This is a genomic window from Mesorhizobium sp. P3_A10, from assembly GCF_056403175.1.
This window is the reverse complement of the sequence record NZ_JBFUFZ010000006.1, coordinates 318,597-341,597: the sequence shown is the minus strand read 5'-3', so window position 1 is coordinate 341,597 and position 23,001 is coordinate 318,597. Positions and strand designations below refer to the sequence as shown.

Annotated in this window: 25 protein-coding genes, 2 tRNA genes and 1 pseudogene; 14 read left to right on the top strand and 14 right to left on the bottom strand. The window is 62.7% G+C overall.

Annotated features, from left to right (window positions below):
• The first annotated feature begins 120 nt into the window (after window positions 1-120).
• The gene (locus AC1DXU_RS23335) at window positions 121-1,272 is read left to right on the top strand and encodes an alpha/beta hydrolase (RefSeq protein ID WP_477372767.1); all 1,152 of its coding nucleotides are present in this window, start codon (window positions 121-123) and stop codon (window positions 1,270-1,272) included.
• Between the two features lie 22 nt (window positions 1,273-1,294).
• Here the strand turns inward: AC1DXU_RS23335 and ade are convergent, their stop codons facing one another.
• Together ade and AC1DXU_RS23325 are read right to left on the bottom strand one after the other, a co-directional pair.
• A complete protein-coding gene (ade, locus tag AC1DXU_RS23330; RefSeq protein WP_477372765.1) occupies window positions 1,295-3,106 on the bottom strand; it encodes an adenine deaminase in 1,812 nt (603 codons plus the stop codon).
• 84 nt (window positions 3,107-3,190) lie between these two features.
• Entirely contained in the window at window positions 3,191-3,568 is a 378-nt protein-coding gene (locus tag AC1DXU_RS23325; protein WP_477372763.1) for a SecDF P1 head subdomain-containing protein, read from the bottom strand.
• 190 nt (window positions 3,569-3,758) lie between these two features.
• Here AC1DXU_RS23325 and AC1DXU_RS23320 point away from each other — a divergent pair, with 190 nt between their 5' ends.
• A complete protein-coding gene (locus tag AC1DXU_RS23320; protein WP_477314324.1) occupies window positions 3,759-4,424 on the top strand; it encodes an outer membrane protein in 666 nt (221 codons plus the stop codon).
• A 149-nt stretch (window positions 4,425-4,573) separates the two neighbouring features.
• Here the strand turns inward: AC1DXU_RS23320 and AC1DXU_RS23315 are convergent, their stop codons facing one another.
• On the bottom strand, window positions 4,574-4,753 hold the full coding sequence (locus tag AC1DXU_RS23315; RefSeq protein WP_477314322.1) for a hypothetical protein: 180 nt from the start codon (window positions 4,751-4,753) through the stop codon (window positions 4,574-4,576).
• A gap of 647 nt (window positions 4,754-5,400) precedes the next feature.
• Here AC1DXU_RS23315 and AC1DXU_RS23310 point away from each other — a divergent pair.
• Window positions 5,401-5,679: a hypothetical protein gene (locus tag AC1DXU_RS23310; RefSeq protein ID WP_477372761.1), complete on the top strand. Its 279-nt coding sequence runs from the start codon at window positions 5,401-5,403 to the stop codon at window positions 5,677-5,679.
• A gap of 237 nt (window positions 5,680-5,916) precedes the next feature.
• Window positions 5,917-6,057, top strand: a complete 141-nt coding sequence (locus AC1DXU_RS23305; protein WP_477372759.1) for a hypothetical protein — start codon at window positions 5,917-5,919, stop codon at window positions 6,055-6,057.
• Between the two features lie 48 nt (window positions 6,058-6,105).
• On the opposite strand, the gene AC1DXU_RS23300 is transcribed toward AC1DXU_RS23305, so the two are convergent.
• Window positions 6,106-6,184, bottom strand: a tRNA-Ser gene (locus AC1DXU_RS23300).
• Window positions 6,185-6,477: 293 nt separating this feature from the next.
• Window positions 6,478-6,562 (bottom strand) — tRNA-Leu (locus AC1DXU_RS23295).
• A 332-nt stretch (window positions 6,563-6,894) separates the two neighbouring features.
• Between AC1DXU_RS23295 and AC1DXU_RS23290 the strand changes: the two genes are divergently transcribed.
• Window positions 6,895-8,400, top strand: coding sequence for an HAL/PAL/TAL family ammonia-lyase (locus AC1DXU_RS23290; RefSeq protein ID WP_477372757.1), 1,506 nt, complete (start codon window positions 6,895-6,897; stop codon window positions 8,398-8,400).
• Window positions 8,401-8,424: 24 nt separating this feature from the next.
• Here AC1DXU_RS23290 and AC1DXU_RS23285 read toward each other — a convergent pair.
• The 3 genes and pseudogenes from AC1DXU_RS23285 to AC1DXU_RS23275 form a co-directional block, all read right to left on the bottom strand.
• A pseudogene (locus tag AC1DXU_RS23285) lies at window positions 8,425-8,514 on the bottom strand (GDP-mannose pyrophosphatase); the annotation flags it as partial.
• A gap of 289 nt (window positions 8,515-8,803) precedes the next feature.
• Entirely contained in the window at window positions 8,804-9,046 is a 243-nt protein-coding gene (locus AC1DXU_RS23280) for a hypothetical protein (protein WP_477372756.1), read from the bottom strand.
• A gap of 162 nt (window positions 9,047-9,208) precedes the next feature.
• Window positions 9,209-9,787, bottom strand: a complete 579-nt coding sequence (locus AC1DXU_RS23275; RefSeq protein WP_477372754.1) for an NUDIX domain-containing protein — start codon at window positions 9,785-9,787, stop codon at window positions 9,209-9,211.
• Between the two features lie 154 nt (window positions 9,788-9,941).
• On the opposite strand from AC1DXU_RS23275, the gene AC1DXU_RS23270 reads away from it, so the two are divergent.
• From AC1DXU_RS23270 to AC1DXU_RS23255, 4 genes are all read left to right on the top strand, one after another.
• Complete coding sequence (locus AC1DXU_RS23270) at window positions 9,942-11,045, top strand: NADH:flavin oxidoreductase/NADH oxidase (protein ID WP_477372752.1); 1,104 nt, start codon at window positions 9,942-9,944, stop codon at window positions 11,043-11,045.
• Between the two features lie 125 nt (window positions 11,046-11,170).
• Window positions 11,171-11,488, top strand: coding sequence for an SH3 domain-containing protein (locus AC1DXU_RS23265; RefSeq protein ID WP_477372750.1), 318 nt, complete (start codon window positions 11,171-11,173; stop codon window positions 11,486-11,488).
• A 109-nt stretch (window positions 11,489-11,597) separates the two neighbouring features.
• Window positions 11,598-11,876: a DUF982 domain-containing protein gene (locus tag AC1DXU_RS23260; RefSeq protein ID WP_477247244.1), complete on the top strand. Its 279-nt coding sequence runs from the start codon at window positions 11,598-11,600 to the stop codon at window positions 11,874-11,876.
• A gap of 31 nt (window positions 11,877-11,907) precedes the next feature.
• The gene (locus AC1DXU_RS23255) at window positions 11,908-12,147 is read left to right on the top strand and encodes a DUF2188 domain-containing protein (RefSeq protein ID WP_477247246.1); all 240 of its coding nucleotides are present in this window, start codon (window positions 11,908-11,910) and stop codon (window positions 12,145-12,147) included.
• Between the two features lie 78 nt (window positions 12,148-12,225).
• On the opposite strand, the gene AC1DXU_RS23250 is transcribed toward AC1DXU_RS23255, so the two are convergent.
• On the bottom strand, window positions 12,226-12,492 hold the full coding sequence (locus AC1DXU_RS23250; protein WP_477372748.1) for a hypothetical protein: 267 nt from the start codon (window positions 12,490-12,492) through the stop codon (window positions 12,226-12,228).
• A gap of 53 nt (window positions 12,493-12,545) precedes the next feature.
• Window positions 12,546-13,559 carry an alpha/beta fold hydrolase gene (locus AC1DXU_RS23245; protein WP_477372746.1) on the bottom strand — a complete coding sequence of 338 codons (1,014 nt, stop codon included), beginning with the start codon at window positions 13,557-13,559 and terminating at the stop codon, window positions 12,546-12,548.
• A 181-nt stretch (window positions 13,560-13,740) separates the two neighbouring features.
• Here AC1DXU_RS23245 and AC1DXU_RS23240 point away from each other — a divergent pair, with 181 nt between their 5' ends.
• From AC1DXU_RS23240 to AC1DXU_RS23220, 5 genes are all read left to right on the top strand, one after another.
• Window positions 13,741-14,484 carry a competence/damage-inducible protein A gene (locus tag AC1DXU_RS23240; protein WP_477372744.1) on the top strand — a complete coding sequence of 248 codons (744 nt, stop codon included), beginning with the start codon at window positions 13,741-13,743 and terminating at the stop codon, window positions 14,482-14,484.
• 81 nt (window positions 14,485-14,565) lie between these two features.
• Entirely contained in the window at window positions 14,566-15,399 is an 834-nt protein-coding gene (locus AC1DXU_RS23235; protein ID WP_477372742.1) for a universal stress protein, read from the top strand.
• Window positions 15,400-15,522: 123 nt separating this feature from the next.
• Window positions 15,523-16,023 carry a xanthine phosphoribosyltransferase gene (gpt, locus tag AC1DXU_RS23230; RefSeq protein ID WP_112567259.1) on the top strand — a complete coding sequence of 167 codons (501 nt, stop codon included), beginning with the start codon at window positions 15,523-15,525 and terminating at the stop codon, window positions 16,021-16,023.
• Window positions 16,024-16,232: 209 nt separating this feature from the next.
• The gene (locus tag AC1DXU_RS23225; RefSeq protein WP_477314298.1) at window positions 16,233-16,721 is read left to right on the top strand and encodes an NUDIX hydrolase; all 489 of its coding nucleotides are present in this window, start codon (window positions 16,233-16,235) and stop codon (window positions 16,719-16,721) included.
• A gap of 108 nt (window positions 16,722-16,829) precedes the next feature.
• On the top strand, window positions 16,830-17,141 hold the full coding sequence (locus AC1DXU_RS23220) for an immunoglobulin domain-containing family protein (protein WP_477314296.1): 312 nt from the start codon (window positions 16,830-16,832) through the stop codon (window positions 17,139-17,141).
• Window positions 17,142-17,192: 51 nt separating this feature from the next.
• On the opposite strand, the gene AC1DXU_RS23215 is transcribed toward AC1DXU_RS23220, so the two are convergent.
• From AC1DXU_RS23215 to AC1DXU_RS23200, 4 genes are all read right to left on the bottom strand, one after another.
• Window positions 17,193-18,998: an ABC transporter ATP-binding protein gene (locus AC1DXU_RS23215; protein ID WP_477372740.1), complete on the bottom strand. Its 1,806-nt coding sequence runs from the start codon at window positions 18,996-18,998 to the stop codon at window positions 17,193-17,195.
• Between the two features lie 390 nt (window positions 18,999-19,388).
• Complete coding sequence (locus AC1DXU_RS23210) at window positions 19,389-20,339, bottom strand: diacylglycerol kinase catalytic domain-containing protein (RefSeq protein ID WP_477372738.1); 951 nt, start codon at window positions 20,337-20,339, stop codon at window positions 19,389-19,391.
• Window positions 20,340-20,343: 4 nt separating this feature from the next.
• Window positions 20,344-21,237: an SPFH domain-containing protein gene (locus tag AC1DXU_RS23205; protein ID WP_477314288.1), complete on the bottom strand. Its 894-nt coding sequence runs from the start codon at window positions 21,235-21,237 to the stop codon at window positions 20,344-20,346.
• 36 nt (window positions 21,238-21,273) lie between these two features.
• A complete protein-coding gene (locus tag AC1DXU_RS23200; protein WP_477372736.1) occupies window positions 21,274-22,956 on the bottom strand; it encodes an NAD+ synthase in 1,683 nt (560 codons plus the stop codon).
• Window positions 22,957-23,001 lie beyond the last annotated feature (45 nt).

Genomic DNA, 23,001 nt, shown 5'->3' with positions numbered 1-23,001 from the left:
GCTCGGTGGCCGCGCATGGTCACGATTGCCGCGCCGGATCAGTTTGAACTGGACCGGGCCGCCCTCTGGCTCTATCGAAATAGCCAAAGGCGTCATGCGCCAGCGGGAGCTCGCGTAACCGTGTGTTCGAAGACTGTCCTCGCCCTAGCCTTCGCGCTCGCCGTCACCGGCTGCGCCAACCAGAACACGCACGACCTTCTCAACAAGACGACGATCACCGCACCCGCCTCGGACATTGCGGCGACGCATGAGATCTTCGTCGCCACCACCCGCCAGCAGGCGACGAAAGACCCGCGCCAGGTCTTCGACGGCGAACGCTCGCTGACCACCAGCTACGCCCGCGTCAACGTGACCGTCCCGAAGGTCCATCAGGTGGGCGCTATCGAGCGGGCCAAGGGTTCCGCCAACTCGAACCCGGCCAAGGACTTCACCGCGACCGGCGTCACCCACTACGAGGACGCCCCGCAATTCGCCAAGGCGGTCGGCGCCGACATCGCCATGCGCGGCGACCGCGCCTTGGTGTTCGTGCACGGCTTCAACAACGGCTTCGACGACGGCGTCTACCGGCTGACGCAGATCGCCCACGACACCAATTATCCGGGCACGCCGGTGCTGTTCTCATGGGCGTCCAGCGCCAAGACGACCGGCTACATCTACGACAAGGACAGTGCCAACGCTGCCCGCGACGACCTCGAGGCGACGCTCAGGATGCTGGCCAAGACCCGGGCCAAGAGCATCGACATCATCGCGCACTCGATGGGAACCTGGGTGACGATGGAGGCGCTGCGCCAGCTCGCCATCACCGGCGACCGCAATCTCGGCGGCAAGCTCGGCTACGTCATCCTGGCCTCGCCGGACATCGACGTCGACGTCTTCAAGAAACAGATGATCCGCTACGGCAAGCCCGACAAGCCGTTTGCCATCCTGCTCTCGGGAGACGACCGTGCGCTGAAGCTGTCGTCCCTGATCTCCGGCGACAAGCCGCGTGTCGGCGACTACGGCAATGCGGCCGACCTTGCCAGCTATGGCGTGGTCGTGGCGGATCTGACCAAGACCAAGGGCGGTGACCGTTTGAACCATGCCAAGTTCGCGGACAATCCGATCCTGGTGCAATTGCTCGGTGACCGACTGCGTACACCAGCCGCCCTGCGATCGAACGATCCGGGCGAGTTTGACGACATCGGCCAAGGGATTGGCAAGGCCGTCGGCTCAGCCGCCGAAATCATCATCACCACGCCGTTCAAGGTGCTGACCATCGCCACCGGCGGCTGACCAAAGGCACGCTGCCCGGACCTCAGACGAACAGATCAACCTTCTGGAAGGTCGTGACGTCGATCAGGCCGACATCGGAAATCCTCAGTTCCGGGATAACGACCAGCGCCAGCAGCGAGTGCTGCATGTAGGCGTTGTTGAGCGAACAGCCCATCTTGCGCATCGCCTCGGTCAGTTGCTCGGCCTTGGCGGCGACGATTTCCGCCCGCTCGTCCGACATCAGCCCGGCGATCGGCATTTCGACCAGCGCCAGCTCCTTGCCCTTGGAGAACAGCACCACGCCGCCGCCGACCTCGCCCAGCCGGTTCACGGCCAGCGCCATGTCCTGCTTGTTGGTGCCGACGACGATGATGTGGTGGCTGTCATGCGCGACGCTCGACGCCATGGCGCAGTCGCCCATATAGCCGAAGCCGGAAACGAAGGCGTTGGTGACGCCGCCCGTGCCTCTGTGGCGCTCGACCAGCGCGATCTGGCAGACGTCGTTGCGCCGATCCATGGCCACCAGCCCGTCTTCCACCGCAAGATCGGCCTCGAGCGCCCGCGTCGGCGCCTGGTTCTCGATCACGCCGATGACCCGCACCCGCACCTCATTGGCGCCCTTGGGCGCCGCAATGTCGAAATCGCCGGCTTTCAGCTTCTTGCCGAGCTTGACGGTGTTCTTCGCCGTTTTCGGATAGTCGTAGGCCGGAATGTCGATGTCGAGCTTGCCGCCCTTGGCCAGCCTGACGCCGCGCGCATAGACCTCGTCGATGGTCATCTCGGCCAGGTCGGACACGATCAGGATATCGGCGAGCCGACCCGGCGCGATCGAACCGATCTCGCGTTCCAGCTTGAAGTGCTGGGCGGTGTTGAGCGTCGCCATCTGGATCGCCGTCACCGGCTTCAAGCCTTGTTGAATGGCGTGCCGGACCACCCGGTCCATATGGCCCTCATGGACCAGCGTGCCGGAATGGCTGTCGTCGGTGCACAGGATGAAGTTGCGCGGATCGATGCCGCCTTCCGTCACCGCCTTGATCTGCGACGCCACATCGTACCAGGCCGAGCCCAGCCGCAGCATCGCCTTCATGCCCTGGCGCACGCGGGCAATGGCGTCCTCGGCGCGCGTGCCCTCGTGGTCGTCCTCTGGCCCGCCAGCGACATAACCGTGGAACGGCAGGCCGAGATCGCGCGAGGCATAGTGGCCGCCGACCGTCTTGCCGGCCTTGACTGTCGCCGCGATCTCGCCGGACATGACTGGATCGTTGGCGACGACGCCGGGGAAATTCATCACCTCGCCGAGGCCGATGATGTTTTCCCAGGTCATGGCCTCCGTGACATCGGCAACCGTCAGCTCGGCGCCGGCATGCTCCAGCCCCGGCGCCGAGGGCACGCAGGACGGCATCTGCACATGCACGTTGATGGGCATGGCCACGGCCTCGTCATGCATCAGCCGCACGCCGGGCAGGCCGAGCACATTGGCGATCTCGTGCGGATCGATGAACATCGAGGTGGTGCCGTGCGGGATCACCGCGCGGCAGAACTCGGTGACCGTCACCATGCCGCTCTCGACATGCATGTGCGCGTCGCAAAGGCCGGGCACCAGATAGCGGCCGCCGGCATCGACTACCTTGGTGCCCTGGCCGATGGCGTGGCTGGCATTCGGCCCGCAATAGGCAAAGCGGCCGCCGGCAATAGCAATGTCGGTGCCGGCGATGATCTCGCCCGAATGAACATTGACCCAGCGCCCGTTGCGGATGACCAGATCGGCAGGCTTGCGCCCCATCGCGACATCGACCAGCTGCGTCGCCATCTCGGCCCACGGTTTGGGTTTCGTCGCGGACGGCTTCTTGGCCATGAAAGACTCCTGTTTGCTTGACTGTGCCAAGCCGGCGGCGTTTTGACCAGCGCGGAACGCTAGATCGGTGGATTGGTCCCGAGGCTATTCAGCCTTCACATCGACCGCGACCTTCGCGCTTCCGGACGAGATCCGTTCGGCCAGGCGCCTGAGTTCGCCCTTGGCGAATGTACCGCTGACCCTGATCTCACCGCCGAGGATCGGCTCGACCAGCCGCGGCGACATCACCACGGCGCCATCGATGCTGAGATCGATGGTCTTGCCGACATTCGCCTTGGTGAAGGCCGCGAATGCCTGCTTGCTGCCCGGCGTCAGCTTGAGGTTGAGCGCCACTTGTCCCGGCGCCGGATCGTGCACGACATCCGCCTTGGCAATGGCAAGCGTCAACGGCTTGGCCATGGCCAGCCCGCAGGCGAGCAGCACGATGGCGAGGCCGGCGATCAGACGAAACAGGGCGAGCATCCGGTTTTACCTTGCAAGCCGCCGATCTTGCACGGCGACGCTGCCGCGGCAATGCCGCCATCGCCGCGGCAGGTCGTAAACCATGGCAACCCAAGATATCGGCCCCGGTCGAAATATGATTCCGTTTTGCGGCAAATCGAGTTACCTTCAACCAGAAGTGTCATTCTGGAACCGACGTTCGGGAAGCCTGATGCATCGCCTGACGCTCGCAAGTGCCGGTTTTTTAACCGCTTTGGCCGTGCCGGCTTTCGCCGCCGATCCAATGACAGACCTGCCGATGACCGCGCCCGGCTTCGACTGGACCGGCTACTATGCCGGCCTGCAGGCTGGCTATGGCTGGGGCCAATCCGACATATCAGTGACGGAAGGCGCACCGTTTTCCATCACGCCCGACATCGACGGCGGCTTCATCGGCGGCCATGTCGCCGGCTTGTGGCAGTTCGACCAGGCGGTGGTCGGCGCTGAGGCCGACCTCAACTATTCCACGATCGACGGCACGGCGGTATCGGGCCTGGGCGGCACATTTGGTACCGACATCAAGTGGTTCGGGTCGGTCAACGCCAAAGCCGGCCTCGCCATGAACCGCCTGCTGATCTACGGCATTGGCGGCGTCGCCTTTGCCGGCATCGAAACATCGCAAGTCTCGGGCCCGGCCTTCGCCAGCACACGCACGAATGTCGGCTGGACCGTGGGTGCCGGCGTCGACTACGCGCTGACCGACAAATTCATCGTCGGCGCGCAGTATCGCTACTATGATTTCGGCTCCGAGCATTTTGACGTGGCGGCCCCCTTCAACGATCGCGATCAGGACGTGAAGCTGAACACGGTCGGCATCAACCTAAGCTACAAATTCTGAGCGCCGCTGGGTTCAGCCCATCGCCACAGGCTTTTGTTTTAAAACGCGAAAACGCCCTGTGATTACTGGAGCGGACGACGGGGACCGAACCCGTGCGATCAGGGAAAAGCATCGTCAACATTCCACGTCGATCCGAAGATCGTGCTGACCTAGTGCTTGAAGAGATCGCGGTTGAATTTGATGCCGGTGCTGCCGTACCCGCTCGGCAGATCAGCGGCAGCGTTTCGGAAAGAATGTTCCGCTGCATCCGTGTACCGGCCTTCGTTCGCAAGCCTGTCCCATAGGAAAAAGGCAACTGCCAGGGCGATCACTATAAGCACCGGACGCATCGGAAAACCTTCCTCAGAGTTCCCGACAAAGCGGCTTGCATGATGATCCTGCTTCAGGCGAAATACAAGCTCCTGCTAATGCACCGTGACGCGAGAGTGAGCCGGATAGCCGCAGACTAACCCATACGCTGCCAGCCACAGGCGGGCGCCAGGACGCGCGAGGGGCCCCGGCGGCTGGAGACCAGCAGGGGGAAACGCGCGCTTCGCGAGGCTCCTACCTAAGTGGTAGGCCAGGTTTTAGAGCGTAATGCAAAGGGCTAGTTCGGCCCCGTTCGGTTCCGGCAATGTCCATGTGACGTTCCGTACTTTAGCAACTCATGAAGCAAAGTCGGATCTGAACGTTTTCAATCTGCCAGACCGCACTCTGGCGTACTCCAGCCCTCCCGCTGGCTTCGGCCGGCTGCTACAGGCAGCGGCCCGACAGTCTGTTGGGGTGTGTTCGACTGACCGTCGGGCCTGACCGGCTTGGGGCTCTCGTTGGGGGCAAGCCGGCTAAAGCCGAACCTAATATTAGCAACCCTGCAACAAAACCCTGTTCGGACGTTTTCCCCCGCTAATGGCTGGACAGTTTTGATACTTGCGCAATCGCTAAAATAATGAAAGCTTTCGCTTGAGACCCGTTGGGGGACGGGAAGCGGATTGGGGCAATGTATTTTCCGCAGTTTCTCGTGGGAATGCTGACGACGTTGGCTTTCGTCGGGGCTTGGGCCTATGCAGCCACAGGATCAATCTGGAAAGCTGTTGCGTGGGGCATCATCGCAGCGGTTTTGCTGCAGATCGGGTACTTCGCGCTCGTGCTCTGGCGTGTCTATGGGCAGCGAGACACCAAGCAGGCGGCGGAGGAGACCACTCCGGACGTTACCAAACAGCCTGCCGTTCCTAACCGACCGTTGCACCGAGGCGGTCGCAAAAAAGGGCTGACTTAGGCCGGCGCAGCGGTAACGCTGGACCGACGGCCTAGACGATGAGCTTGTATCAGGATGGGGTCCGGCAGCCTTTGGGGAGGGACCGCCTCCGGCCGCCGGACCTCGCCGGCGGTTAGCACGCCGGCTGAACCTACATGCGCCTGGACTGACGGCCAGTCAGCATCTCCAATAGGCCTAGGAGCATATTACAACTCTTGGTGTAGCCGGATCTGCGATCCGAAACAGGACGTAGGCACCATGCCGGTCATCGGCACCGCACATACCGACCATGTCACGCTGACTGTAGCGCCAGATCAAGCTGGCGAGCATCAGGGCAGCGATTCCAGCGATGTAGATGGAAATGAAGATCACCAGTCCCAAGCGATTCTATGCTCTTGAGAGCACGACACCGCTGAGGATTGCGGAGAGCACAGGACGTTCGGACATTGGTGCACTCGGCAGGGATCGAACCTGCATCTGCCCGAGACTTCTATTGGTGGCTCTGTCCTGGTTGAGCTACGAGCGCGAACATTTACAGCAGGCTACAGAAACAAGCGTTCTGCGATCAATCTGGAGATTAGGGTAACCGCCGCCTGCAATGGAAGTAGGTGAAGATGCTAAATGGCCTAGCCCGCTGCCTCACTGTGGCGGCTCATGTTTGCGTCAATGGACGTAGATTGTTTGCATAAGCATGCAGGAGTATGCCGTTTCGCCGCCGAAAACGGCGGGAGTTCCAAGGAGGAACCGATGGCACGTAAATACATAGGCTGCCCGAGAATTCCCGAGTGAAATGAAATGCACCGTTGCAATCTCCGCAGATGGTGCGGACGCCGGGAATCGAACCCGGATAGCCGTAGCTGAGGGATTTTAAGTCCCTTGCGTCTACCAATTCCGCCACGTCCGCGTGGCCGCCACTGGTAATAGAGCCAGACAGGATTGCAAGCCTGCTCTGGCGGCGACCGCTGCCGATCAGCCGACCAGGCCGGGGTCCGGCTTCAAATGCTGGATCAGAATGACCGTCTTGGCGCCGATGATGCGGCACATCCCACTCGACAATTTTGCCTTCCTTGACCCGGTTTTAGCACCCGCGACGTCGCTACAGTCATATCGGTCAGCAATTCCGTCGCCATCATGCATCGACGCGACGTTGTACGGTGCGGCGCCAAAAGCAAGGTTCTCATCTGCCCTTCACGCAAGCAAACAGCACCAGCGCGTGCCCCATTTTCGGAACGACCAATGACAATAACGATCGACAAAAACGCGAGCTGGCGCGACATCGCGCGAGTGAGCGAAGGCGAATCTCTGGCGCTTGGTCAGGCAGCTTGGGAGAGGATCGCTTTTGCAAACCAGATCGTGGCTTCCATCGTCGAAAAAGGCATCCGCGCCTATGGCGTCAATACCGGGGTCGGCGCATTGGCAAGCAAGGTCGTGGCGCCTGCCCTGCAAAAGAAACTGTCGCGCAACATCATTCGCAGTCACGCGTGCGGCGTCGGTGACCTGGTGCCGAGACGTGGCGTGCGCGCCATCATTGCCGCTCAAGTGGCAAATTTCGCGCATGGCCATTCGGGCGTAAGCCCTCAGATCGTCCGCAATTTGCTTACCTTTATCGAGCGCGACTGCGTTCCCGATGTGCCGTCTCGTGGATCAGCCGGCTATTTGACGCACAATGCGCATGTAGCCCTGGTCTTGATCGGCGAAGGCAGTGCAACCGTGGCGGGCCGCTCCATGAGCGGGCTCGAGGCGCTGGCTGAAATGGGGCTGGAACCGTTGGAGCTTGGCGCGAAGGAAGGCTTGAGCCTCGTCAACGGCACAGCGTGCGCGACCGGCCTGACCAGCATTGCCGTGCAGCGCGCCGAACGCTTGCTGGGTTGGGCTGACGCCGCGGCCGCTTTAACGCTTGAAGCCGCCGGCGCGCAAATGCCGGCGTTTGGCGAAGCCATCCTGGCGATGAGGCCCTCACCCGGCATTCAGGATGTCGGCAGATCGCTGCGTGGCTGGCTTCACGGCAGCGAGTTTATCGCGCTGGCCCACGGCAGTCGCACGCAAGACGCGCTCAGTCTTCGTGCCGTGCCGCATGTTCACGGCGCCGCCCGCGAGGTGCTGGATCGGTCCGCCGAGTTGGTCGACCGTGAATTGGCTGCGGTCACCGACAATCCCGCTGTATTCGGATCGTTGAACGATCCGCAGGTTGTTTCAGAAGCGCATGCGGTGGCGCCCGCGCTCGGACAGGCCGCCGATGGCCTGACGATTGCCTTGGCGCAGGTGGCTGGAATGAGCGAGCGGCGGATCGACCGTCTCGTCAATCCGCTTGTCAACAATCTGCCGCCCTTCCTTGCCGATGAGGACGGAGCCAATTCCGGCTTCATGATTGCCCAATACACCGCCACGTCGCTGAGCAACGTCAATCGGCGCCTGGCCGCCCCGGCGGCGACCGACGGCGGTGTTACTTCCGGCCTGCAGGAGGACTTTCTGGCGCATCCGACCGTGGCGGCCAACAAGCTGCTCGCGGTTATCGACAACGCCGAATACATTTTGGCAATCGAACTCATGGCCGCCGCGCAGGCCCATGATTTCCTGGCTGAGCGCGGTGCACGTGCGCCCGGCACCGACATTATCTACCGCATGGTCCGGGACAACATCGCACATTATTCCGACGATCGGCCTCTGTCCGGGGACATGGAGGAATTGCGCACCTTCATCCGCGAAGTGGACGTGCCGCCCTGTCCGCAGCACACCGAGTGAAACCCCTCACCGGGCTTCTCGGTCCTAAGGCTTTAACGGGTTCAACTTCAAATGCTGGATCAAAATGATCGTCTTGGCGTCGATGATGCGGCCGTCTGAAATGCCGGCCAGCGCTCGTCGAGCGGTCGAACCGGCCGCATCTAACTTTGACGTGGGGTTCTCGACCTAACCGGCCCAGGCGAGTTTTGTCAGTGCCTACGCCATGGCGCGAGACGGTCACCGAGCGCGTTTGCCTCAGCGAACCTGGCCAGCGCCTGTTCGACCTTCTGCGCCGAGGCGTCAGTGCGCTCGATGTGGTGGACCACTCGGTGCCTCAGCATCGCAAGCCTGGCAGCGCAACACATGTCGCTGTTTCGCTGGTCTTCACGTTGAAGGTCGGGAGCATCGCCGGCTACAATCCGGGTCAATTCATGCCGGCGGGATCGATCTTCGTAAGGCGCTTCCTGGCCTCCAGCACACGCCGTTGCGCGGACCTGATCGTGCTGCAGAGCGCAAGCTTGACGGCTACGCCACAATCCTCGTCCAGCATTTCTTCCGCGCTTTCGAGGGCGAGTTTGGCTCGGCTAATGCGCTGTCTTGCTCTGGCAAGTTCCAGCGCCAAAATATCGGCCGCCATCCCGCGACCGTGGGGGTCCAATCTGTTCATCATGAGTTGCTAACACATGGCGGAGCGGTTCGTTCCCTTCTTACGTTGATGCTGCGGCGGCTCGCCGCATGCTCTCAAGCGGGGAGCAGTGGCATTGGCGTCCTGTCTCGCAAGTCTTTGCGGCAGTCAGTGTGCCCTCCGGCGCAGGAACAGGGAAGCGGATCAAACGGAAATCGGGTTCAGCTTCAAATGCTGGATCAAGATGATCGTCTTGGCGTCGATGATGCGGCCGTCTGAAATGCCGGCCAGCGCCTCGTCGAGCGACATTTCCAGCACCTCGATGTCCTCGCCCTCGTCCGCCGCGCCGCCACCGGCCGAGATGCGGTCGGCGGGCGTGTAGCGGGCGACGAAGAACCACAGCCGTTCGGTGACGCTGCCGGGGCTCATATAGGGCGCAAACAGCCGTTCGATGCTCTTCAGATGGTAGCCGAGTTCTTCCTCGGCCTCCTTGCGGATGGCGGTCTCCGGATCGTTTTCGTCGAGCAGGCCGGCACAGGCTTCGATCAACGGCTCGCGATGGCCGGTGACATAGGCGGGATAGCGGAACTGCCGCACCAAAAGCACCGTCGACCGCGCCGGATCGTAAGGCAGGATCACCGCGCCGTCGCCGCGATCGTAGGTCTGGCGGATTTGCGTCTCCCACTGCCCGTCACGCCGGCGATAGTCGAGGACGGTCTTTTTCAGGACCGCCCAGTCATCGGAAAGGACTTCCTCCGAACGGATGCGAATGCGATCTTCCATGATGAACTCCTTGGCGTCGGCGGCAAGGCGTAGCCGCGAACCGCGGTTTCCGCAATCCGGCCAGCGATTGGTCCAGAAAAGCGTTTCACCGCCTCGTGTCTGGCGCCGGCAGTCGCCATTGCCTAGATAACAACATCCTTCCCGGAGTTTTCGGATGACCACATCGCTTTTCCAGCCGATCACGCTTGATGGCCTGACCTTTTCAAACCGCATCGCGGTGGCGCCGATGTGCCAGTATTCCGCCGACGACGGCTCGGCCAGCGACTGGCATCTCTATCACTGGATGAACCTGGCAATGTCCGGGGCCGGCATGGTCACCGTCGAGATGACCGACGTCGAACGGCGCGGCCGCATCACGCACGGCTGCCTCGGTCTTTATTCCGACGACAACGAGGCGGCAGCCCGGCGCACGCTGGATGCGGCCAGGCGCGTCGGTTCTCCGGCCACTAAATTCGGCATCCAGCTTGCCCATGCTGGGCGCAAGGCTTCCAACCGAAAGCCCTGGGAGGGCGGCGGGCCATTGCAGCCGAACGAGGATCCCTGGCAGACCGTCTCGGCCTCGGCCATTGCCTACGACACCGGCTGGAACGTGCCGCACGCGCTGGAGGAGGAAGAGATCCTGCAGCTCATCGAGCGCTTTGCCGAAGCCGCCAGGCGGGCCGAACGCGCCGGCTTCGACTTCCTCGAACTACACGCCGCGCACGGCTATCTGGTCTTCCAGTTCCTGTCGCCGCTCTCCAACCAGCGCACCGACCGCTGGGGCGGCTCGCTGGAGAACCGCATGCGGTTTGTCGTCGAGATCGCCAAGGCGGTGCGCAAGGCCGTCCCCGACCTGATGCTCGGCGCACGCCTGTCGGTGAAAGACTGGGTTGATGGCGGTTTCGATGTTGAGGATGCGATCGAAGTGGCCAAGGCGCTGAAGGCTCTTGGTGTCGCCTATATCTGCTGTTCGAGCGGCGGCAATTCGCCCCTGCAGAAGCTGCCGACCGGTCCCGGTTACCAGGTGCATCTGGCGGAAGCGGTGCGCAAGGGAGCCGGCATTCCGACACGCGCCGTCGGACTGATCGACGATCCGAAGCAGGCGGAGGCGATCGTCGCCGATGGCCGCGCCGACATGGTGGCGCTCGCCCGCGCCTTCCTCGCCGATCCGCGCTGGGGATGGCGCGCCGCCGCCACCTTCGACGAGAAAATTCACCCAGCCCCGCAACTGGCCCGCTCGGTGACGACAATGCAGCATTGGATGAAGGCGGCGGGCTGACCGGCCCGCTCTCCTGATGCCGGCGCGGCGCCTCTCTGGACAGTTTGCCCCCGCTTCAATTTTGTCCGCAAACTGTTACGCTGGGTGAGGCTGCGGCGGGCGCGGCCGAGGCTTGGGAGGAAATCATGTCATTCAAGGCATTCTTGCCGGTTGCAGCGCTGACAGCCGTGGCCGGACTTTGGATTGGCGCATCAACGCCGGCCGGCGCGCAATATTGCGAAGGCACGGTGCACGGCCTCTCCCGCCACTACAATCTGGCGACGGGAAGCGGTTTTCTTGCCGTGCGGGCGCGGCCGAACTCGTCGTCGCGCATGATCGGCCAATTGTTCAACGGCGATCATACCGAGATCTTCGATCGCCGCGGAAACTGGTACAAGGTCGAAATCGGCGGCGGCACCGGCTGGGCGAACGCGCGCTGGCTGCGCAACGATTGCGGCTACTGAAGCGCCACCAGATGGCTGCCGGAGGAGAGTTTCCAAACAGGCTCTGAGACGTTTGGGCGCAGGCTGACGGCCACTTTTGCAACCAAATTGGCTGCTTTGCGTTGCGGCCATGATGGACAACAAACCTTTTGAAACGCCGGTCGTGGTCGAACTCGGTCATGTCGGCAAATATCGCCATATCCGCAGCACCCAGGAGGCGGCGGAGTGCCTGATGACCGTTTGGCCGCTAAATCGCGGCCCTCGGCATCGTGATGCCCTCGACACTTGCCTCAAAGTGCTGGAAGGTTACCGTTCGACGGCGGATGCACGCCGCGCCTTGATCGAAGCGGCCAAGGAATCGGAAGTGCTCGTTCCCGACGACCGGCTGCTCGATAGCAAGCTGCATTGAGCGAACGGGGCTTTTTCACCAGGAGGACTTCATGGCGAAGCTGACTTACAAGATCGTCGAGCACGACGGGGGCTGGGCCTACAAGGTCGGTTCGACATTCTCGGAGACGTTCCCCAATCATCAGGACGCGCTGCGCGCCGCCGAGATCGCTTCGGCCGAACAGCAAGTTGCGGGCTCGACTGACGGCATCCAGTATGAGGACGCCGACGGCAAATGGCACGATGAACTGGCTGACGGCCGCGACCGGCCACAAACCGAAGTTTCCGACTAGTTTTTGATTTTGTTTGTCTCTGCCGGCCGTGGATGCCCTTTGGAGGCATCCTGCCGGTCAGTCGAGGTCTGCAGCCGATTACTTGCCGCAGTAGTTATCGTTGACGCTGGAATCGGCGTTGGCGTCCGGTCCTGGCGTGTTCGAGGCGCAAGGTCCCATCGCGCCGGAGCCCATGGTGTTCAGACCGGAGGCATCAATGCTGCCGGTGGTGTTCGGATCGACGGTCATCGTCTGTTCAACCGGACGATGCCGGGTGTGGGCGGTATTTACGGCGGACGATTGCGCCATCGCCGAGGTGGCGAGACCAATCGTCAAAACCGATGCTGCAAGAAGTCTGGTGATCATTGAAGTTACTCCGTGTCTGCGTCGCGATGCTGCGACACGGGTAAACCCGGCAATCACCCCAAAGGTTCAGTGAAATTGTCGTGAGGGCGCGGTGATACAAGGCCGGCGAACGCCCGCTCAGCGATGCGCTTGATGAAAGCGGTGACCCGTTCCGGCTCGATGAATTGCGGCATGTGGCCAAGCCCCTCGACGGGCTCGAAATCGAGCCCCCTGATCTTTTCCGTCATCGGCGCGCCATGCACATGGATGCCCAACACACGATCGCGCGTACCGAACAGAATGCCGGCCGGCATGGCGATTTCGCCATAACGCTGCTCGAGGCCGCCGAGGTCGCGCTCGATCGCGACGACGTCGGTGGAAGTCGCGTAGAAATGGTCCGGCCGCAATCCGCACCAGCCGCCGCCTTCCACCATATAGTCGGCCGGCGTCGTCTGCGGCGCGAAGACGAATTTCAGCGTGCGCCGTGCGTATCTCAGGCCTGCCGGCATCGCAACGGTGTGGGCCATGACCCAGCGCAGCAGCGGCGACTGGATGTAGAGCGAGCCGAATTTCTCCCGCACACGTGGTTCCAGATGCGTCAGCGGCGCCAGCAAGGCGATGCCGGAAATCGCTTGCGGATGCTCCACCGCCAGCGTCAGCGCGATGGCGCCACCCAGCGAATGGCCGACGACGAGCGGCTTTTCCAGCCCGAGCGTTTCCATGAATTGGCGCACGATTTCGGCCTGTTCGGGCAAGCGCCCGGTGGCGCCCCTGGCCCGCACCGAATGACCGGAGCCCGGGCGGTCGAGTGCAATCAGCCGGTATCCCCGGCCGAACCGGCCGAATAGCGTATGGCGGAAGTGGTGGAGCTGCGCGCCCATGCCGTGCAGGAAGACGATCGGCCGCCCCTCGCCTTCCTCGACATAGTGGATGCGGTTGCCGTCGACCTCGACGAATTTTCCGCGCGCCGGCACCAGCCTTTCGGCCTTGGCGGCGATCCACAACGTCGCCAGCACCAGAAAGACGCCCATCGCGACTGCCAGCAGCAGCAGGCCGCCGAGCAGCCACAGCAGAATCGATAGAAGCATTCTTCACCCGGGATCTGGACGGGCGCGCACCATCACCCACCGCCGGTTTGACCGCAAGGGCGTGAAAGCCGGTCCGTCTTCCCCCGGCATTGCCGCCGGCCGTTCGCCGCGCTATCTCAGGCGACCTTGTCTTCCTCAGGCGACCTTGCCTGCCAAGGTGACCCGTTTGCCGGAGCTTCCCATGCCTGAAATCGTCACCGCCGCCATGCTCGTCATCGGCGACGAGATTCTATCCGGCCGCACCAAGGACAAGAACATCGGCCATCTCGCAGACATCATGACGGCGATCGGCATCGACCTGAAGGAAGTGCGCATCGTTCCCGATGAGGAAGACGAGATCGTCTCCGCGGTCAATGCGGTGCGCGCTCGCTACACCTATGTCTTCACCACCGGCGGCATCGGCCCCACCCATGACGACATCACCGCGGATTCGATCTCCAAGGCCTTTGGCGTGCCGTGCGAATACGATGCCAAGGCCTATGCCATGCTGGAAGCGAGCTACGCCACGCGCGGCCTCGAATACACCGAGGCGCGCAAGCGCATGGCGCGCATGCCGCGCGGCGCCGACCATATCGACAATCCGGTGTCCATCGCGCCCGGCTTCCGCATCGGCAACGTCCATGTCATGGCCGGCGTGCCGTCGATTTTCCAGGCCATGCTCGACAATGTCGTGCCGACGCTGAAGGCGGGCACCAAAATGCTGTCGGCGACCGTGCATTGCCCGTTCGGCGAAGGCCTGATCGGTGGTCCCCTGGGCGACATCCAGAAGGCGCACCCGGACACCATCATCGGCTCCTATCCGAAATATGGCGACGGCAAATTCTGGACGGAGCTGGTCGTCCGCGCCCGCAGCCAGGAGGCTCTGGACGCAGCGCGCGCCGATGTCGAAGCCATGGTCGCGGGCTTCGCCAGCACGGCAAGTTGATCTGGATCAGGCCGGAACAAAGCATGGCGGTGTAGCGTTTCCCGTCGACGATTTCGATCGCCGCAAAATGAGGGATTTGCCATGCGCTTCAAGACCATCGTCGCCATATTGCAGAACGAACAGGATGCCGAGCGCGTGCTCGACTGCGCCATCCCGCTTGCCGAGCGCTTCCAGAGCCATCTCATCGGCATCCATGCCGAAGCGCTTCCTGTCCCCTACACCTCGGCCACCGGCTTTCCCGATACCGAGTTCCTGCAGGTTTCCGCCGACATGAGCCGGGAGCGCGCCGACAAATTGCAGGCGGTTTTCCTAAGGCATATCGAGAATTCCGGCCTGTCCTTCGAGTGGCGCAGCCTGGAGAGTTTTTCCGGCGACAGCGCGCTGACCGGCATCTCCAGCGTCCGCACTGCCGACCTGATCATCGCCGCGCAGCGCGAGTCTGGCGGCGACCCGAGCGCCGATGTCGACACACTGGTGTATGATGCCGGCCGGCCGGTGCTGGTGGTGCCGCATTCGGGTCCGCTCGCCACCAGCTTCAAGCACGTGCTTCTGGCCTGGAACGGTAGCAAGGAGGCCGCACGCGCCGCCTTCGACGCCTTGCCCTTCATCATCGAGGCCGAGAAGACCGAAATACTGGTCATCGATCCGCCGGATACGCTGGATGAGAGTTCCGAGGCCGCCGGCGCCGAGATCGCCGCCGCCCTGTCGAGGCATGGCGCCACGGTCAGCGTCTCGGTGCTGAAGTCGGGCGGCATCTCCGTCGATGACGTCATCCAGACCAGGATCATGGAGACCGGCGCCGACCTGCTGGTGCTCGGCGCCTACAGCCACTCCTGGCTGCGCCAGCTGCTGTTCGGCGGGGTGACGCGCACCGTGTTGCGCACCGTGCCGGTCGCGGCCTTCCTGTCGCGCTGATGCATCAGGGCGTGAGCGCGACGCGTTCACGTCCACAGCCTAGAGCTGCGTTGCCCTTGCCAATGCCCTGACTTTCCAGTTAATTCCGCGCGCATTCCATGATGTTGCGCGCGGAGTGCACGAATGTCCCTTCCCGAAAAAGCTTTTCCGGTCTCCTGGGACCAGTTCCACCGCGACGCCCGTGCGCTGGCCTGGCGGCTTGCCGGCGCCAACAAGGGCCAGTGGAAGGCGATCGTCTGCATTACCCGCGGCGGTCTGGTTCCGGCCGCCATCATCTCGCGCGAGCTCGGCATCCGCGTCATCGAGACGGTCTGCGTCGCTTCCTATCACGACTACACCAGCCAGGGGCAGTTGCAGGTGCTGAAGGAGATCACGCCCGCGCTGCTCACCGACGACGGCGTCGGCGTGCTGATCATCGACGACCTCACCGACACCGGCAAGACGGCAGGCATCGTGCGCGCCATGATGCCCAAGGCGCATTTCGCCACCGTTTACGCCAAGCCGAAAGGCCGGCCATTGGTCGATACTTTCGTCACCGAAGTCAGCCAGGACACCTGGATCTACTTTCCCTGGGACATGGGTTTTACCTACCAGAAGCCGATCGCCGACGACCACGCCGGCTGATTCGCGTCGATCCTTTTTTCCAGTCGAAACGGCCGTGCGAATACTCTTTTGCTTTGGAAAGAGGTTCGCGGGCATCGTATTTCGCGAAATCGACCGTTTCTGGGGGCGTTTTGCGCGCCGGTGTGAAGTTTTTTACTTTTATTGCCTATGATTAGCCGTAAGATTCGTGAGACGGCAAACGATTCTGGAGGCTGGGGCTAGCTTCTCCGATGTTGACGAGGCCAACGACGCACAACCATCTGGCCGAAAGGGTCCGGCGACTCTTCGGCACGGCGCCGTGCCGCCTGCAGGTTGCCGCCTTGCCCTGGCGCGATACCGGGAACGGCGTCGAGATCATGCTGATCACCAGCCGTGACACCGGCCGCTGGGTCATACCCAAGGGCTGGCCCGAGGCCAAGGAGCCGCTTTGCGAGGCGGCGGCGCGCGAGGCCGGCGAGGAAGCCGGATTGCGCGGCACCGTCTCCCATCTCGAAGCCGGCCGCTACTTCTACGCCAAGGTGTTGGCCTCCGGCGAGGAAGTGCCTTGCGAAGTGCTGGTGTTTCCGCTGCAAGTCGACAAGGTCGCCGACCGCTGGAAGGAAAAGCGCGCGCGCACCCGCAAATGGGTGAATTCCACTGAGGCAGTGCGCATGGTCAACGAACCGGACCTTTGCCAGATCATCGCCTATTTCTGCGCCGATCCGCACAGGTTCGCCTGATTCAAAACTGAAATTTCCAGCGACTGCCACTGATCTGTGGCATACTGTCCGTCGGCACGGGGGTGCTGCTACGTCGAGCAATCGATCGGCCAATCCGATTTTTTATTTATGGCAGACCCCACAAACCCAACCGAAGCGAAGTCCGACGAACACCGGCGCGAACACCGCCAGCGCGTGCTCAAGGGCGGGACGATCATCACCGGGATCCAGAATTCCGAAATCAGCTGCACCGTGCGCAACCAGCATGAAGGCGGCGCCGAACTGAAAGTCGCGGTCGACGCCCGGGTGCCCGATCGCTTCCTGCTCTACATTCCCGTCGACGGAATTGGCTATCGATCCGAGGTTCGCTGGCGCCGCAATGATCGAATCGGCGTTCAGTTCACCGGCACCGAGCCGAAGCCGAGGCTGCACTACGGCTGACCGCCGGCGAGAACGGGCACCCGGGCCGTCTCCAGCCTGGATGCTTCCTGGTCAGATCACCAGGCCTTTGGTCAGTTCCAGCGCCTGGCGTTCGAACAGCCGACGGTAGATGCCGCCTTGCAGCCGGATCAACGCGTCATGTGAGCCCTCTTCGACGATGCGGCCGCGATCGAAGACCAAAAGCCTGTCGAGCGCCCTCACCGTCGACAGCCGGTGCGCAATGACCAGCGTCGTGCGGCCGACCATCAACCGCTCCATCGCCTGCTGGATCAGCACCTCCGATTCCGAATCGAGGCTCGATGTCGCCTCGTCGAGGATCAGGATGCGCGCATCGGCGAGGAAAGCGCGCGCGATGGCCACGCGCTGACGCTCACCGCCCGACAGTTTCACACCACGCTCACCGACCAGCGTGCCATAGCCCTTCGGCAGGCCAACGATGAAGTCGTGCGCGCTGGCCAGCTTCGCCGCGTGCTCGATCTCGGCCTGGCTAGCGCCCGGGCGGGCATAGGCGATGTTTTCGGCCAATGACCGGTGGAACAGGATCGGCTCCTGCTGGACAATCGCGATCTGCCCGCGCAGCGACGCTTGCGCCACCGCGGCAATATCCTGGCCGTCGATCAGGATCTTGCCGGCATTCACGTCATAGAGGCGCTGGATCAGCTTGACGAAGGTCGTCTTGCCGGAGCCCGAGTGACCGACCAGCCCAACGCGTTCACCTGGCGCGATGTCCACCGAAAAGTCGCGGTAAAGCGGCAATCGGTGGCTGCCATAGTGAAAGGTGACATTGTCGAAGCTGATGCGGCCGTCGGCGATCCGGATCGGCCTGGCGCCGGGCTGATCCTCGATGCCTAGCGGTTCGGACTGGAAATCGACGAGTTCCTCCATGTCGTTGATGGAGCGCTGCAAATTGCGGATATGCGTGCCGATATCCCTGAGATAGCCCTGCAGCACGAAGAACGCGGTCAGCACGAAGGCGACATCGCCGGCACTGGCTTGCCCCCACGACCACAGCAACAGCGCCAGGCCGATGACCGCGGCCCTGAGCACCAGCAGCAACGCCCCTTGCGTGGTGCCGTTGACGGTGCCGCGCACCCAGGTGCGGCCCGTGCGGGCGCGCCATTTGGCGACGACCCTGGCAAGGCGCGTTTCCTCGCGCACCTCCGCGCCGAACCCCTTGACCACAGCGTTACAGCTCACCGCATCGGCAAGCGAGCCACCGAGGCGTGTATCCCAGGTATTCGCCAGCCGTGCCGCCGGCGCGACATAGCCGAGCGACAGCATCGCCGTCACTGTGATGAACACCACCGAGCCTGCCGCAACGACCGCACCCATCATCGGCCAGAACCAGCCAAGCAGCAGCGTCGAGCCGGCGAGCATGACGATCGACGGCAACAGCGCGATCAGGATCGTGTCGTTGAGCAGGTCGAGCGCCCACATGCCGCGCGTTATTTTGCGCACGGTCGACCCGGCAAAACTGTTGGCGTGCCAGTCGGTGGAAAAGCGCTGGACGCGGTGGAAGGCGTCGGCGGCGATATCCGCCATCATCTTCAGCGTCAGTTCGACGATGGCCATGAACGCCAGGTTGCGCAGCACGACGCCGGCAAGCGCCAGGGCCACCAGCATCGAAAACGCCGCCATCGCCGCGTTCCATGCCACCTCGTCCGCGCCTGCACTGCTGGCAACGGCATCGACCAGCCGGCCGGAATAGAGCGGCGTCAGCACGTCGGCCAGGGTCGACAGCAGGAATGTGCCCATGATGAGCGAAAGCCGCCAGGGCTGACGCCGCCAATGGCCGAGCGTGAAACCAAGAACACTACGAAAGGCGCCTGCGCGCAGATCGATTCGAAAACGAGCCATGATGTCATTCGGGCGCAAACGAGCCCGATCCCGGTAAGGTCGAAAATTGAAGAAACCGCGTTAGGGCAATTCGCCCAGGAATGCGGAAGGTTCGGCATATTTGGCGGCACACCCGATTTGTCGGGTGGCGACCGGCATCGACGAACGCCTGTTCTCAGAAGGGCTTTGCAGCGAAGGTCGAAACCTTCCGGCGCGCCGTTTGAGACCTAGGCTTCGCGGCCTCGCATAATAATGTCAAATCCTAGCATTCGGTCCTCCCAAAGGGGAATCGCGGAGACGTTCTTATAAGGACGGCTCAACGCCTCGCCAAGACAGGGAACCGCCGAAAGCGCATCTGGTCCAACCAGTGAGACGATTTTGCAACAACAACGCTCAGCCGGTGCCGGGCGGTCACCGCACCACGAGATAGGCCTTCTGATCGGCGATGGTGATCGACATATCCGTGCCGGAATTGAAATCGACGAAATCCATTTCCATGCCGTCGCTGAAAACCACGCCGCCCTTGCTCAGCCGCGAAGACACGACAAGCGGACGCTCGCGGGTGATGACGCCATGCACCAGCGATACGCCTGTCGTCTTGCTCGGAAACGGTTCGCGCACCGAAAAGAACAGCTGCTCGCCTTCCCGGTCATAGCCCTGCGGCGGCACTGTCGGCACTGAGGTATCACCATAGGCCGCGGCCAGACCGGCGGCACCCGCCATGACCGAGCGCAGCCAGCCGGTCGAGCCGGCACCGGTCGAAATGATGATGCCGCTCGACGACTGGCGTTCGGTCCTGCCGTTGTAGCTGAGATCGTAGCGCGCCGAGACATGCGTGCGGGCGCCGACGAACAGGTCGTTGAAGGCGATCAGCCGGCGCCCGTCCCGGGAGCGCGCCTCGGCCATGACCACGGCTTGCCGGCGCGCCTTGCCGGCGATCGTCATCGCCAGCACGCGTTCGGTGTCGTCGGCGCGCCACGGCAGGAGCGCACCGTCGAAAAGCGCCGGATCCGGATTGATGCCGATCAGCGGCTGGTGTGGCAGGTATTTCGCCGTGTTGGAGACCAGCCCGTCCTGTCCGAGCGCAATCACCACATCGGAACCGAATTCGAACTGCGGCACCAGTTCGCGGTCGAGCCGCAATTGTTTGAGACCGGCCGGAAGCGAGCCCATCACCATTTCGAGCGCCCGATGATAGGTATCGTGCGCGGCCTTGACCGGATCGAAATTCATGCCGGCTTGCCTCAGATAAAAGCGGGCCTGGCCTTGTGTGTTGAAGCGCGCCGTCAGTTCCTCAAGCTCGGTCTTGCGGGTGACGACAATCACCCGATCGATCGGCCTGTCATTGCCCTCGCTGGCCACTAGATCACTTCGAAGGCCCGGCTTTCGCCGGCGTGGCAAGCTGGCTCAGCGCACTGGTCAGCATGTCGGGCGTGATCGACAGATTGCCGACCGAACCGCCCTTTTCCGCCCAGGCCTTGAAGGCCATCGCCGTCAGCACATTGGCCGGCGCCGACGAATAGACGGTGAGTTCGAGCTGCTGCGCCTTGGCATCGGCCTCGGCGAGCGTCAGCTTGTTGCGCGCCTCGGTGTCGACCAGAACCTTGTTGCGTTCGGCCAGCTCGATCTCGGTGGCCAGTTCGCTCTGCTTGATCTCGCGCTCTTTTTCCACCGCATGCGCCCGGCGCGCATAGATCGCCTCGTCGGCCTGGCGCTGCAAGGTCTCGCGGTACTCGGTCTGCAGGGCCTGCCGGATCTCAGGTGTCGGCTGCGCCGAGGTTATGTGAACCTCTTCGATGGACAGGCCTGCCGTCGACGCAATCGGGTCGCTGCGCAGCAGTTCGGCCAGATTGCCGCCGAGCTTGGTCACCTCGGCCAGCGCCTGCTCCAGGCTCATCCGCGACACCACGGCGCGCGCATGGCTCTGGATAGCGAGAACGAGACGTTCGGCGATCTTCTCGCGGCCGTCGCCGGCGATATCGGCACGTCTGAGCCTGGCGCTGAAGTCGAAACCTTCCGCCGCCTTGACCGGATCGACAATGCGGTAGCTGACCGAACCCTGGATCGCCAGATCCTGAAAGTTCGCCGTCGTTTCGGTGAAGATGAAGGGGTTGTCGAGCGACGTTACCGGCACCATCGCGATGGTGGTGCCGAGCGTGCCGTACCAGAAGCTGATGCCGCGCCCCTGCTCAAGGATCTTGCCGTTCTTGAAGCGGACAATGTGATACTCAGGCGTTCCCCTGAAATAACTGACAAACATGCACGCCCCCCGGGTTCATCAAGTCAAAACAGATATTTACCCGCGATCCCTGAATCGATTGGTGATCGGATAGCGGCGGTCGCGGCCAAAGTTCTTCCGGGTGATCTTTACACCAGGTGCCGCCTGCCGGCGCTTGTATTCGGCGATGTAGAGCAGGTGCTCGATGCGTGTCACCGTCGCCCGTTCATGGCCGCGTGCAACGATGTCGTCGACGCCCATCTCGTTTTCGACCAGGCATTCGAGGATATCGTCCAGCACCGGATAGGGCGGCAGTGAATCCTGGTCCGTCTGGTTCTCGCGCAGTTCCGCCGACGGCGCCTTGTCGATGATGTTTTTTGGGATCACCTCGCCTGAAGGGCCGAGCGCACCCGGCGGTACATGGCCGTTGCGCCAGCGCGACAGCGCATAGACCTGCATCTTGTAGAGGTCTTTTATCGGATTGAAGCCGCCATTCATGTCGCCATAGAGCGTGGCGTAGCCGACCGACATCTCGCTCTTGTTGCCGGTGGTGACGACCATTGAGCCAAACTTGTTGGAGATCGCCATCAGGATGGTGCCGCGCGCGCGGCTCTGCAGATTTTCTTCGGTGATGCCTTCCTTGGTGCCCTCGAACATCTGCGTCAGCGTGTGCAGAAACCCTTCGACCGGCTCGAAGATCGGCACGATGTCATAGCGGCAGCCGAGCGCACGGGCGCAAGCCTCGGCGTCTGCGAGCGAGTCCTTCGAGGTGTAGCGGTAAGGCATCATCACGGCGCGCAGCCGTTCTTCGCCAAGCGCATCGACGGCAAGGGCGGCGCAGATCGCCGAATCGATGCCGCCGGAAAGGCCAAGCACGACGTTCTTGAAGCCGTTCTTGTTGACGTAGTCGCGCAGGCCCAGCATGCAGGCGCGGTAGTCCGCCTCCTCGCGCTCGGGGATTTTCGACATCGGCCCTTCCGAGCAGACCCAGCCCGCATCCGTGCGCTTCCAGGTGGTGACGTCGACCGTCTCCTCGAACTGGCTCATCTGGAAAGCCAGCGTCTTGTCGGTGCCGATGGCAAAGGACGCGCCGTCGAAGATCAACTCGTCCTGGCCGCCGACTTGATTGGCATAGATCATCGGCAGACCGGTTTCTATGACCTGGCGGATAACGACCTGATGGCGCACATCGATCTTGGCGCGATAATAGGGCGAGCCGTTCGGCACCAGCAGGATTTCCGCGCCGCTTTCGGCCAACGTCTCACAGATGCCGACGTCGCCCCAAATGTCCTCGCAGATTGGAATTCCGATGCGCACGCCACGGAAATTGACGGGTCCCTGAGCCTCGGGTCCGGCCTGGAAGACGCGCTTCTCATCGAACTCGCCGTAATTCGGTAAATCGAGCTTGTAACGCTCGGCCAGGATCTTGCCGCCATCGGCAAAGATGATCGAGTTATGCGTGCCGCTCTTACGCTTCAACGGCGTGCCGATGATGACGCCTGGGCCGCCATCTGATGTATCGCCGGCAAAGTCCTGCGCCGCCTTTTCACAGGCCTTCAGGAAGGCCGGCTTCAGCACCAGATCCTCCGGCGGGTAGCCGGCGAGGAAAAGCTCGGTGAACAGCACGATGTCGGCGCCCTGGCGGGCGGCATCCGCCCTCGCCTCGCGCGCCTTGGCAAGATTGCCGGCGACATCGCCGACCGTCGGGTTGAGCTGGGCAACAGCGATGCGCAGAATATCGGGGGCGGTCTTCTTGGTCATGCCTGCTGACTTAGCGCGCCAAATTTGCCCGGGCAATGGCGTTCG